Here is a 12,123-nt window from a genome sequence, read left to right on the forward strand (position 1 = left end):
CCCGTCCCCCGGTCGGGCGGGCCCTCCCGCGCCCGGGGCCACGGGGCCGCCACGCGCATCCCCCTCGCGCGGAACACCCCGCTCCTACAAAAAAGCGTGGCGGCTTGGCGAGGCGGACTCAACGAAAGAGCCCCGGGCATGCCGGGGCTCGAAAACATACGCGCTGCGGTTACGGTCGCTGCAGCCAGAAGTCGTAGCTGCCGCTCCCGGAGTAGGACACGATCCGCCAGTAGTAGTAACCGGAGGTGGCGTCGTAGGAGATGTGCTCCTCACTGGTGGAGCTGATCGAGCGGGCGACGCGAGTCCACGACGAGCCATTCCAGCGGTACAGCTCCAGGTCGAAATCGGCGCTGGTAGGCCCTTTCAGCCAGCCCTTGTGGGTGCCCGCGGCGGAGTAGTAGTAGTTGCCGTCGGGCTGGACCTGGGAGGCGCCGGAGCCGGAAAGCGACCCGCTGTACTTGGTGCAGTCGGTGCAGGGCGCGCCGTCGCCGGTGTCGTAGCTGCCGGTCAGCGTAAGGCCGGAGTACGCCGAATACCCGTGCACCATGACGTACCAGGTGCCTGACTGCGGGCTGGCGAAGCTGCAGGTTTCCTCGTTGCCGCTGCGATAGGGGCGGCAGTCATAGCTGCTGGTGGTGGGTTGCGAGCCGAACTTCACGTACAGGTCGGCATCGCCGCTGCCGCCGGTGGTATTGAACACCAGGTTGCTCGCGCCTGCGGGGACGCTCATGGTGAAACGCGTTTCCGAGCCGCTCGCGCCGGACAGGTTTGACACCGCCACGCCATTTTGCAGCTCGCCAGGCGTTGGATCGGGATCGCCGCCGCCACCCGACAGTGTGTACAGCAAGCGGTTGGGTGAACCGCTGCCGATGCTGCTGATCTTGCCGGTGCTGGCATTGTTGATGAGCGCGTTGGTGACCTGGCTTGGGCTGGCGCCCGGGTTGCTGGCCAGGTACAGCGCGGCACCGCCGGCGACGTGCGGCGACGCCATCGAGGTGCCGCTGATGGTGTTGGTCGCGGTGTTGCTGGTGTGCCAGGCCGAGGTGATCGAGGAGCCCGGGCCGAAGATGTCGAGACAGCTGCCATAGTTGGAGAACGAGGAGCGCGCATCAGAGGATGTGGTCGAGCCCACCGTCACCGCCGAGGCCGCGCGCGCCGGCGAGTAGTTGCACGCGTTGCTGTTGTCGTTGCCGGCCGCGACCACCACGGTCACGCCGGCGTCGGTCATGCGCTGCACCGCATCGTCGGTAGCGCTGGAGGCACCGCCACCGAGGCTCATGTTGGCGACCGCCGGTTTGACGTGGTTGCCGGCAACCCAGTCCATGCCCGAGATCACCCCGGAATTGCTGCCCGAACCGGTACAACCGAGCACCCGGACCGGGTACAAGCTCACGCCCTTGGCGATGCCCCAGGTGGCGCCGCCGACCGTGCCGGCGACATGGGTGCCGTGTCCGTTGCAGTCGTTGGTGCCGTTGCCGTCGTTGATCGCGGTGTAGCCCGACCGCACCCGCCCGCCGAAATCGCCATGGCTGGAGCGGATGCCGGTATCGATGATGTAGGCGTTCACCGTGGATGCGGTGGTGTCGTAGGTGTAGCTACTGCTCAACGGCAGGTCGCGCTGGTCGCTGCGGTCAAGGCCCCAGGTCGCGTTCTGCTGCGTGGCGAACGCATGCACCACTCCGTCTTCCTCGACGTAGGCGATGCGGTTGTCGGCGAGCAGCCGCGCCAGCGCATCGTCCGATGCCCGCACCACGAAGCCGCGCAGGGCGTGCTGGAAGCTGGTGACCAGGTCGGCGCGATGGGTGCGGGCGATGTCTCGGGCCATGGTGGCCACGCGTGGCCGGGATGACGCTTCGCTGGACAGGCTGGCGACGTCTTCCTTGAGGACCACGATGTACTGGCCTTCGATCGGCGCGGTGGCGAAGCGCAGGTCGGCGGCGCTTGCCGGCGCACTGGCGATCATCGCGGCAACGCTGATCGCAGCGGCCAGCAGGGTCGGTGTGTGATTCACGGGTTTCTCTCCATAGGATGGTTGGGGGCGATGACGGTGCGCCATCGCAGGCAGGTGGATCGCCCGTGTGTCGTCCCCAGGCTGACAGTGCATCAGCATCGACATGCGATCCGGGTCGGCTCGTGTGATCGGCACGATCGGCGCTGCCACGGCAGATGTTGTCGTGGTGGCGCTGGAGGCTTGCACGCGAACTCGGCACAGTGTTGATACGGCCGCGGCGAGGGGCTGTCCAATGCCGATTGCGGATGACGTTATCGACGCACCGGCTTATGCGCGAGGTGGATAAGGATGGCCGCCGATCGCATGGGGCAACGTTGATATCTGCAGGACGAGCGCACGTTTTGCGATATGGCGGCGGTGCTATACGTCCAGACCCGACCCGCCCGAGGGGGCGACTTCGCAGGACGGAATCCGACCGCAGCGCCGAGCCACGGTGCATGGGGAGCCGAGATTTTCGGCAGCCCCGGGGGCCCGATCCTGCCGCAAGGACGTGACCGCGATGACCCTGATCGAGCTGCGCTGCCTGCTGGCGATCGTCGATGCCGAACTGAACATCAGTACGGCCGCGCAGCGTATCCACGGGACGCAGCCGAGCCTGTCGCGGCATCTGAAGCAGCTCGAGGACGAGTTGGGCTTCCAGTTGTTCACCCGACACGGCCGCTGCCTGGTGGGCATCACGCCGGGCGGTCAGGAGGTCATCCGGGTGGCACGCCGGATCGTCAGCGATGCGGCGAGCCTGCGCGCCTATGCGGCCAACCTGCGCGGCGACACCTCGGGCGATCTGGTGGTCGCCACCGCACAGACGTATGCCCGCCACGTCCTGCCGCCGGTGCTGGCGCGCCTGGTTAAGCGCTACCCGCGGCTCAACGTGCGGATCCAGACGCTGGGCGAGGGCGAATGCTTTGATCGGCAGACGCACCATGACGCCGACATCGTCCTGGTCAGCACCGCGGGCGACCGCGCGCCCGAGGGCATCGCGTTGCCGCTGTTCCGCTGGAAGCGGGTGGTGCTGGTCGAACGTACGCATCCGTTGGCCCGCCTGGGGCGGGCTCCCAGTCTGGCCGAGATGGCCGAATGGTCGCTGGTCACCTATGAGGCGTCGCGACGCCCGGACTCGACCTTGCGCTGCGTGCTCGAACAGGCCGGGCTGCGCGCGCGCTTCGCCTGCTCGGCGCAGGATGCCGACCTGATCAAGGTGTACGTCCGTGCAGGCCTCGGCGTGGGCCTGGTGGCCGAACTGGCGATCGAGCCGGCCGATCACAAGAATTTCGTGGTGCTGCCGGCCGATCCGGTCCTGCCCGAATGCATTGCGTGGGCGCAGTTACCCGGCGGCAGGGTGATGCGCGACTACACAGTGGACTTCATCCGCCTGCTGGCGCCACAACTCGATGCGCTCGACGTCCGCCGCCGCTTTGAAGGCACGGCCGCGCCGGTGTGGCCGGTGCCGCGCCAGTGGGCCGCCGAGGCTGCGTTCGCGGCCTGAGCGCCGACCCCGGCCCCTTGACTCCTTGCGCACTGCAACCGGACGCCGATGCGCGTGCCGCAAAAGACGACGGCGCCCGAAGGCGCCGTCGAGGATCCCACTGCGGATGCGGCGCCTTACTCCGCCGCCGACCCGCGCAGTTGCTGCTGGGCGGCCAGGAACGGATTGCCTTCATACCAGGTCGGCCACTGCTCGTTGGCGGCCAGTTCGCGACCGACGCCGTACAGCGCCTCCAGGTCCTGGATCACGCCTTCGAAATTCCAGTTTGGGTCGAACTCGTCGCCCGGCTGGTGGTAGCGGTTGTTTCGGTAGTCGCTCTGCGCCCGCTGCCCGGCATCCACGCCGCCCTCGATCAGGTCGTCGCCGCCCTTGGCGTAGAGCGCCGGCACGCCGGCCTTGGCGAAGTTGAAGTGATCGGAGCGGAAGTAGAAACCGCTTTCCGGGGTGGCCTCGGCCTTGAGCACGCGGTCTTGCGTGTCGGTCTGCTGCTTGAGGATGTCCTCCAGCTGCGAGCTGCCGAAGCCGACCACCGTCATGTCGCGCGCCGGGCCGATCACCGGCAGCGCGTCCAGGTTGATCACCGCCACGGTCTGCTCGAGCGGCACGCTGGGATTGGCGACGTAGTACTGCGAACCGAGCAGCCCGGATTCCTCCAGCGTCACCGCCAGGAACACCACCGAGCGCTCCGGCGCCGGCTCCTGGTTCACGAACGCCTCGGCAATCTCCAGGATCCCGGCAATGCCGGTGGCGTTGTCGATCGCGCCGTTGTAGATCGTGTCGCCTTCGCCCTCGTGATCGCCGATGTGGTCCCAGTGGCCCATGTAGACGATCGCCTCGTCCGCCTGCGTGGTGCCGGGCAAAATCGCGACGAGGTTGGGCGAGGTCTTCAGCGAAGTGGTGCTGGCGAGGTCGAGCGACAGCGTGGCGTCCAGCGCAATGGCCTCGAAGCCGCGCTGGTTGGCGGCGGTGTACAGCTCGTCGAGATCGTGCCCGAGGTCGGACATTAGGCTGCGCGCCACGTCCCCGGTGATCCAGCCCTGCGCCGGCAGGCGCGGGTTCGGATCGCCGGCGGCCGGCAGGTCGAACTGCGGCCCCGACCAGGAGTTCTTGACCACGTCCCAGCCATACGACGCACCTTCGGTGTCGTGGATGACGATCGCCGCGGCGGCGCCCTGGCGCGCGGCCTCCTCGTACTTGTAGGTCCAGCGGCCGTAGTAGGTCATGCGCTGGCCTTCGAACAGTTCGGCGTCCTCGGTATGGAAGCCCGGATCGTTGACGAACATCACCACCGTCTTGCCTTCGACATCGACCCCGGCGTAGTCGTTCCAGCCCAGCTCCGGCGCATTGACGCCGTAGCCGACGAACACCAGCTGGCTGTCGTCGATCTCGACCTGCGCCTCGCCGGTGCGGGTGTTAATGACCATGTCGCTGCCGAACTGCAGTTCGCGCGGCTCGCCATCGACCTGCAGTGTCAGCACGGTCGAGGCGTCGGCGGTGGTCTCCACCATCGGCACGGTCTGCAGGTAGCTGCCGTCGTTGCCCGGTTGCAGCCCGAGCCGTTCGAACTCGGCGGTGAGATAGGCGACGGTCTTCTCCTCACCGATGCTGCCCGGCGCACGCCCGGCGAACTCGTCGGAGGACAGCGCCTGGACGTGCGCGGCGAAATCGGCGGCATCGATGCCGGCCCTGGAGGCCTGGTTTTCGCCGTCGGTTCCGGAAGGGCCCGGCGCATCGGCGGGTCGGTCGCAGGCCGCGAGTACCAGCGCGGCGGCCAGCAGCGAGGTGGCGGTGGAAAGCGGAGTACGGGACATGGAAGCTCCGGATCGGCCGCAGTGCGGCGGAAGCGCCATTCTAGCTCGCTGCAGGCGACGGCTGCGCCGCCGATCAGTCGGCCGCGTTGCGGCCTGTGAGTCGCGCCTGCGGCGCTGTAAACCGTCAGTAATGGACGTGCGGCCTCCGGCTAATGGCGCTTACAGGCCGCAAGTGGACGCCTTGTAGCGAGCACAGCGGGCGGGGTCCTCGCCTGGAATGGGCTCCGCCGCGTTCCACCTGCCGTTTCACTGTTTTCCACTCACAGCGCCGCAGGCGCGACTTACAGGCCGCAAAGCGGCCGACTGACAGCGAGCGACTGCCAGCGGCCGACTTAGCGCTCCTAAGGTGTGGCGCCGTCGAAGCGCACCGCGGTGGCGCCGGTGACCTGGCCGATCTGGGCGCTGCGGTGCACATGCAGGTTAACTTCATGCTCGAACACCAGCTCGCCGTCGACGCGCGCATCCGGCCCGATGATCACCCGTGGCGTGCTGCGCTTCATGCTGAACCAGCGCATGCCCGGCTTGTGATAGCGGATGCCGCCGCGCACGTGCGAGCCGGCGCCGACGGTGACATCGCCGCTGACCGTCTCGATGCCGCCGGCCAGGTCGGTGTCGACCAGGCCGATCGAGCCGTTGACCGTCTCGACGTTGCCACCGATGTCGCCGCCACGGTCGATGAAGATCCCGCCATTGACCGTGCTCACGTCGCCGGCGATGCGTGCGTTCTCCGCCACGCGGATGCCGCCGTTGACTGTCGACAGGCTGTCGACCTGGATGTCCGTTCCGGCCCGGATCGCGCCGTTGACGGTGCCGGCGTCGCGCACGCGCGCGCCATCGTCGATGCGGATGCTGCCGTTGACCGTCTCAAGATCGCCGTAGGACTGGCCTGCCTCGGCGGAAATGCTGCCGTTGACCTTGTCGATGCTCTGCTGGGCTACTGCGGCAGGTGCGGTCGCCAGCACGGCCATTCCGATGGCGAGCGAAAGAGCGAATGCGGTGCGGGTGTGCTTCATGATCGATTCCTTATGGTCGGGTCCGGGTGACTGCATGCTGTGATGCATGCCCGGGGCACCAGGTTTAACCGCCTTCGCTACAATTCTCACCTGCCTGAAGTCACCGGAGCCAATGACGTGCCAGCTTCCTCGCCGCCGCAGCAGGCCCGCCCCGCCCATGGCCGTCCCCGGCCGGTCGTGCTGTTGATCCTGGATGGCTGGGGTCATCGCGAGGAGCCGGCCGACAATGCGCTGGCCCAGGCGCACCTGCCGAACTGGCACGCGCTGCTGGGCCAGGCGCCGCATACGCTGATCCACACCGAGGGCCGCCACGTCGGCCTGCCGGATGGGCAGATGGGAAATTCCGAGGTCGGCCACATGAATCTCGGCGCCGGCCGCATCGTCTACCAGGACCTGACCCGGATCGACGCGGCGATCGAGGACGCCAGCTTCCAGCGCAACCCCGAGTTGCTCGCGGCCTGCGACGATGCCAAAGCGCGCGGCGGGACCCTGCACCTGATGGGCCTGCTGTCGCCCGGCGGTGTGCACAGCCACGAGCAACACATCTTCGCGATGATCGACCTGGCCCGTCGCGAAGGCGTGCCGCAGGTCGCGGTGCATGCGTTCCTCGATGGCCGTGACACCCCGCCGCGTTCGGCCGAATCCAGCCTGCGCGCGTTGCAGGCGGCCTGCGACAGCGCCGGCAACGCGCGCATCGCCAGCGTCAGCGGGCGTTACTACGCGATGGACCGCGACCGCCGCTGGGACCGCCTGCGCCGCGCGTGGGATGCCATCGTCGACGCCGCCGGCGAGCACGGGGCGGCCGACGCACGGACCGCGCTCAATGATGCGTACGCGCGCGGCGAGAACGACGAGTTCATCGCGCCGACGGTGATCGCGGAGGGCGCGCCGGTGCGCGACGGCGACGCCGTGGTCTTCATGAACTTCCGTGCCGACCGCGCGCGCCAGCTGACCGCCGCCTTCGTCGCGCCGGGATTCGACGGCTTCCAGGCACGGCGCCCGCAGCTGGCGCGCTTCGTCTGCCTGACCGAGTACGACGCCCGGTTGCCGGCGCCGGTCGCGTTCGCGCCCGACGAGCTGCGCAACACCCTCGGAGAGCTGCTCGCCGGCCACGGCATGACCCAGCTGCGCATTGCCGAGACCGAGAAGTACGCGCACGTGACGTTCTTCTTCAGCGGCGGGCGCGAGGACCCTTACCCGGGCGAGAGCCGCATCCTGGTGCCGAGCCCGGATGTCGCCACCTACGACCTGCAGCCGGAGATGAGCTGCCCCGAACTCACCGCCAAACTGGTCGCGGCGATCGGCTCGGGTGAATTCGACGTGGTCATCTGCAACATCGCCAACCCCGACATGGTCGGCCACACCGGCGATCTTGCCGCGGCGGTGCAGGCGGCCGAAGCGGTCGATGTCGCGATCGGCGCGATCGGCGCGGCGGTGCGCGAAGCCGGCGGCGCGCTGCTGGTCACCGCCGACCACGGCAACCTGGAGATGATGCGCGACCCCGACAGCGGACAGCCGCATACCGCGCATACCATCGGGCCGGTGCCGCTCGTGCTGCTGGACGGCCGCGCCGGGGCGGCACACGGCGACAAGGCCGCGACGCTGCGCAGTGGCGGGGCCCTCCGCGATGTCGCCCCCACCGTGCTGGAGCTGCTCGGCCTGCCGCAGCCGGCCGAGATGAGCGGAACAAGCCTGCTTGCCGGGAGCGGCTCGCCGAGCTGATGAGCGGCTTGCGCGCACTTGCGATCGCGTGCCTGCTGCTGGCGGGCATGGCTTGGCCGGCATCGGCGCAGGACAGTCGCGAGGCCGCGCGCAAGCTGGACACCGTCAAGCGCGAACTGCAGGCGGTCGCGGCCGAGCGCCGCAAGATCGAGAGCCAGCGTGGCGGCGCGACCCGGCAGTTGCGCGAAGTCGACGAGAAGGTCGGTGCGACCAGTCGCCGCCTGCGCGAGACCGAAGCGCGGCTGGCGCGCGAGCGGGCCGCGCTGGACGGGTTGCAGCAGCAGCGCGGCGAGCTGCAGGCCGGCCTCGCTACCCAACGCACGCAACTGGCGCGCCTGTTGCGCGCGGCCTACATGCAGGGCCGCGCCGCGCCACTGAAGGTGCTGCTGGCGCAGGACCGTCTCGCCGATGGCAACCGGCTGCTGACCTATCACCGCTACCTGCAGCAGGACCGCGCCCAGCGCATCGCCGCACTCGCCGCGGAGCTCGAACGCATGCAGGTGCTGGAGCGCGAGATCGCCGCACGCCGAGCCGAACTCGACGCCACCGCTGAGCGGCAGCGCGCGCAACTGGCCGAGCTCCAGGCCGATCGCAAGCGCCGCACCGCGCTGGTCGCACGCCTCGACCAGCGTTACCAGGCCCGCAGCGCCCGTGAGAAAGCGCTCGGCCGCGATGCCAAGGGTCTGGAGCAGCTGCTGGCCCGCCTGCGCGCGGCTGCCGCACGCGCCGAAGCACAGCGCAGGGCCGCGGCCGCACGCGACAGCGCAGGGGCCGGCGCGGGCACGAGGGCCCGCCCCGCGGCGCCGCAGGTCGGAGGCCTGGGCTGGCCGCTGTCGGGCGCACTGATCGCCGGCTACGGTGCCAAGCTGCCCGATGGGCGCGGCAGCGATGGCCTGCTGATCGGTGCCAGCGCGGGCACGCCGGTGCAGGCCGTGGCCGACGGCCAGGTCGCCTACGCCGAATGGATGACCGGCTACGGACTGCTGCTGATCATCGACCACGGCAACGGCTACATGAGCCTGTACGCACACAACGACGCCCTGCTCAAGGATGCCGGCGACGCGGTCGAGCGCGGCGACGCGGTCGCCACGGTCGGCAGCTCCGGCGGGCACGGCCGGCCGGCGCTGTACTTCGAGCTGCGCCGCGACGGCAAGACAGTCGATCCGGGCGACTGGCTCAAGCGGTGACCGGCTCGCCGTGCGGCGATCCTTCGCGACGGGACCGGCCTTAACGAAAGCTTGCGTCGCGCCGGCCTAACGTGCGCATGTGGCATGCCTCACGACTGCGCCGCCGCGCCGGCAGGCGCGCGCGCAAACCACCGCCCGAACGCGGCAGGCCTGCCGCGGTCCAACGCCGTATCCGCATCGGAGTCCGTGTATGCACCTGCGTCATCTCCTTCCTGTCGTCCTGGTCCTTGGCGCCTGTCCGGTGGCGCCGATCGCGGCACAGCAGGCCGCGCCACCGGTCGAGCCGCGCCCGGTCCAGAGCCAGCCGGTCGAGCCGCAGCCGATTGAGGACCAACCGGACCAGACCCCGCCGGCTCAGACCCAAGACCCGGAGACCGGGGAGGCCACCGAAGGCGACCAGGTCGTCGCCGAAACCGTCATTGCGGAACAGGCCGGCGTCGACTCGACCGTGCCGCTCGACGAGATCCGCCGCTACGTCGCGGTCTACTCCGCGGTCAAGCAGGCCTACGTCGAGCCGGTCGACGACGCCGAGCTGATGCAGTCGGCGATCCGCGGCCTGCTGCTGGACCTCGATCCGCACAGCGTCTACATGGACAAACGCATCGCCGAGAACTTCGACGAGCAGGCGCGCGGCGCCTACGACGGGATCGGGGTCGAACTGCAGCGCCAGGCCGATGGCGTGCTGCGGGTGATCGCACCGATCGACGATACCCCGGCCGCGCGCGCGGGGTTGCGTTCCGGCGACCTGATCATCGCGATCGACGGCGAGCCGGTCAGCGTCGAGGGCGGCGACACCTCCGCGCCGCTGCGCGGGCCGCCCGGCACCGAGGTGGTGCTGACGATCACGCGCGAGGGGCGCGACGATTCCTTCGACGTCACCCTGGAGCGCGAGACCATCCGCATCGCCAGCGTGCGCGGCCGCATGCTCGAGCCGGGCTACGGTTACCTGCGCATCGCCGCGTTCCAGGCCGACACCGCGGCCGATTTCGAGCGCCAGCTGGAGCGCTTGAAGGCCGAGGCCGGCGGCTCGCTTGAGGGGCTGGTGATCGATGTGCGCAGCAATCCCGGCGGCCTGCTGACCTCGGCGGTGCAGATCGCCGACGCGCTGCTGGAGGACGGCCAGATCGTCAGCACCCGCGGCCGCATCGCGATCAGTGACGCCAACTTCGGCGCGACCCCGGGCGACCGGCTCGACGGCGCACCGGTGGTGGTGCTGGTCGACGCCGGCTCGGCCAGCGCCTCGGAGGTGCTGGCCGGCGCGCTGCGCGACAACGGCCGCGCCCGCGTCGTCGGCAGCCGCACCTTCGGCAAGGGCTCGGTGCAGACCCTGCTGCCGCTGGACAACGGCGATTCGGTCAAGCTGACCACCGCGCGCTACTACACGCCCAGCGGCAAGTCGATCCAGGCCCTCGGCATCGTGCCCGACGTGGTCCTGCATGCCGACGAAGGCGATGGCGACGATGCGCGCCCGAGCTACACCGAAGCCACCCTGCCGGGCCACCTGCGCGGCGATGCCGAAGACATGGCCGGCAAGCACGCCGGCGAAGTGCTGCAGGGCGACGAGCACATCGCGGCGGCACTGGCGGAGCTGAAGCGGATGGACGCCGCGGCGCCTGCGGCCGGGGCCGAAGGCTGATCGGCGGCATCGCATTGCGCCGCGACCGCATCGGCCCGACCTCGGCGCCGCACCGGCTCAGCGCGGTTTGGCCGGCAGCGGGAACGGCGTGACCACCTTCTCGCCGGTGGCCGCGTCGCGGATGGCGGATTGGGCTTTGCGCTCGACCTCCTCGATCCGCACGATGCTCTGCATCGGCAGGTGCAGCACCCGGGTGTTGCCGAACTCGTCGCGCAGGCGTTCCTCGGTGGGATCGACCACCACGCCCTCGTGCACGTCGAACACCAATTCGGAGACTTCGGTAAAGCCCCACAGCGCACCCGACGCGACCTGCCGGGCATACAGCTCGTAGACCTTGCCGGCATTGAGGAAGGTGACTTTGTAGAGCGTCTTGGCCATGTGCGGATTATAAGGCGCGGGACTCGAGTCCCGAGTCCCGCGCCCCGAACAATCAGTAGCCGCGCTTGCGCCGCATCCGCCGGGCGATGCCGGCGCGTGCCAGCAGCGCGAATGCGCCGCCGAACGCGAAGCCCGCCAGATGCGCCGACCAGGCCACCGCACCGAACGCCGGGCCGATGAAGGTGAACACCAGCTGCAGCAGCGCCCACAGGCCGATCAGCAGCGCCGCGGGGACCCGCACGAACTGCAGGAACACCCCCAGCGGCACCACCACTCCCAGGCGGGCACCGGGAAACAGCGCCAGGTACGCGCCGATCATCGCCGAGACCGCTCCGCTGGCGCCGATGATCAGCCGGTCCGGGGTGGCGATCGCCGCCACCGTGGCCAGGTTGGCGATCGCGCCGCCGAGCAGGAACAGCGCGAGGAACCGCCAGGGCCCCATCGCGCGTTCGGCCGGCAGCCCGAAGATCAGCAGGAACACCAGGTTGCCCAGCAGGTGCGCCCAGTCGGCGTGCAGGAACAGCGCGCTGACCAGGCGCAGGCTGCCGCCGCGCAGCCACGGCCACCAGGTCTCCGGTCCAGACAAACCGCCAGACAGTGCTGCCCACTCCATCAGCAGCTGGCGCTGCTCGGCCTCGGGCAGCAAGGTCACCCAGGTGAAGCACAGCCACAGGCTGGCGAACAGCAGCGGCGTGGCCCAGCGCGGCGGCGCCTTGTGGCGGGTGGGTACGGCTATGAACATCGCGCAGGCCCCCTGCCTGCCATGGCGGCCACCAGTACGCCGGGGTGGCGATCCGGTGCGGCCGGAGGTGCGTCGGCGGCATCGCCGTGGCGGATCGTCGGCGCCGCTGGGCCGCGCTTGTTAGCGCTGGTTAATCCGGC

Annotated in this window: 9 protein-coding genes; 4 read left to right on the top strand and 5 right to left on the bottom strand. The window is 69.7% G+C overall.

The genetic code is table 11. From position 1 onward, the window contains the following. Positions 1–169: 169 nt before the first annotated feature. Complete coding sequence (locus ACJQWM_RS04080) at positions 170–2,011, bottom strand: S8 family peptidase (protein ID WP_332707781.1); 1,842 nt, start codon at positions 2,009–2,011, stop codon at positions 170–172. Between the two features lie 499 nt (positions 2,012–2,510). Between ACJQWM_RS04080 and ACJQWM_RS04085 the strand changes: the two genes are divergently transcribed. Further along, positions 2,511–3,494 (top strand): LysR substrate-binding domain-containing protein, encoded by a 984-nt coding sequence (locus ACJQWM_RS04085; protein ID WP_332707778.1) that lies wholly within the window; start codon positions 2,511–2,513, stop codon positions 3,492–3,494. 116 nt (positions 3,495–3,610) lie between these two features. Here the strand turns inward: ACJQWM_RS04085 and ACJQWM_RS04090 are convergent, their stop codons facing one another. Together ACJQWM_RS04090 and ACJQWM_RS04095 are read right to left on the bottom strand one after the other, a co-directional pair. Next, a complete protein-coding gene (locus ACJQWM_RS04090; protein ID WP_332707775.1) occupies positions 3,611–5,305 on the bottom strand; it encodes a M28 family metallopeptidase in 1,695 nt (564 codons plus the stop codon). A gap of 341 nt (positions 5,306–5,646) precedes the next feature. Next, on the bottom strand, positions 5,647–6,318 hold the full coding sequence (locus ACJQWM_RS04095) for a bactofilin family protein (RefSeq protein WP_411306682.1): 672 nt from the start codon (positions 6,316–6,318) through the stop codon (positions 5,647–5,649). A 117-nt stretch (positions 6,319–6,435) separates the two neighbouring features. Between ACJQWM_RS04095 and gpmI the strand changes: the two genes are divergently transcribed. From gpmI to ACJQWM_RS04110, 3 genes are all read left to right on the top strand, one after another. Then, complete coding sequence (gene gpmI / locus ACJQWM_RS04100; protein WP_332707773.1) at positions 6,436–8,040, top strand: 2,3-bisphosphoglycerate-independent phosphoglycerate mutase; 1,605 nt, start codon at positions 6,436–6,438, stop codon at positions 8,038–8,040. Beyond that, positions 8,040–9,227, top strand: coding sequence for a murein hydrolase activator EnvC family protein (locus tag ACJQWM_RS04105; RefSeq protein ID WP_411306683.1), 1,188 nt, complete (start codon positions 8,040–8,042; stop codon positions 9,225–9,227). Before gpmI ends, ACJQWM_RS04105 begins: the two co-directional genes overlap by 1 nt. Before the next feature lie 190 nt (positions 9,228–9,417). Then, positions 9,418–10,863: a S41 family peptidase gene (locus ACJQWM_RS04110; RefSeq protein ID WP_332706777.1), complete on the top strand. Its 1,446-nt coding sequence runs from the start codon at positions 9,418–9,420 to the stop codon at positions 10,861–10,863. Positions 10,864–10,920: 57 nt separating this feature from the next. Here ACJQWM_RS04110 and ACJQWM_RS04115 read toward each other — a convergent pair whose 3' ends face one another. Together ACJQWM_RS04115 and ACJQWM_RS04120 are read right to left on the bottom strand one after the other, a co-directional pair. Next, positions 10,921–11,241: a DUF1820 family protein gene (locus tag ACJQWM_RS04115; RefSeq protein ID WP_332706778.1), complete on the bottom strand. Its 321-nt coding sequence runs from the start codon at positions 11,239–11,241 to the stop codon at positions 10,921–10,923. A gap of 52 nt (positions 11,242–11,293) precedes the next feature. Then, positions 11,294–11,983 (bottom strand): rhomboid family intramembrane serine protease, encoded by a 690-nt coding sequence (locus tag ACJQWM_RS04120; RefSeq protein ID WP_332706786.1) that lies wholly within the window; start codon positions 11,981–11,983, stop codon positions 11,294–11,296. Positions 11,984–12,123 lie beyond the last annotated feature (140 nt).

This window comes from Novilysobacter longmucuonensis (assembly GCF_046600735.1).
Lineage (GTDB): Bacteria > Pseudomonadota > Gammaproteobacteria > Xanthomonadales > Xanthomonadaceae > Novilysobacter_A > Novilysobacter_A longmucuonensis.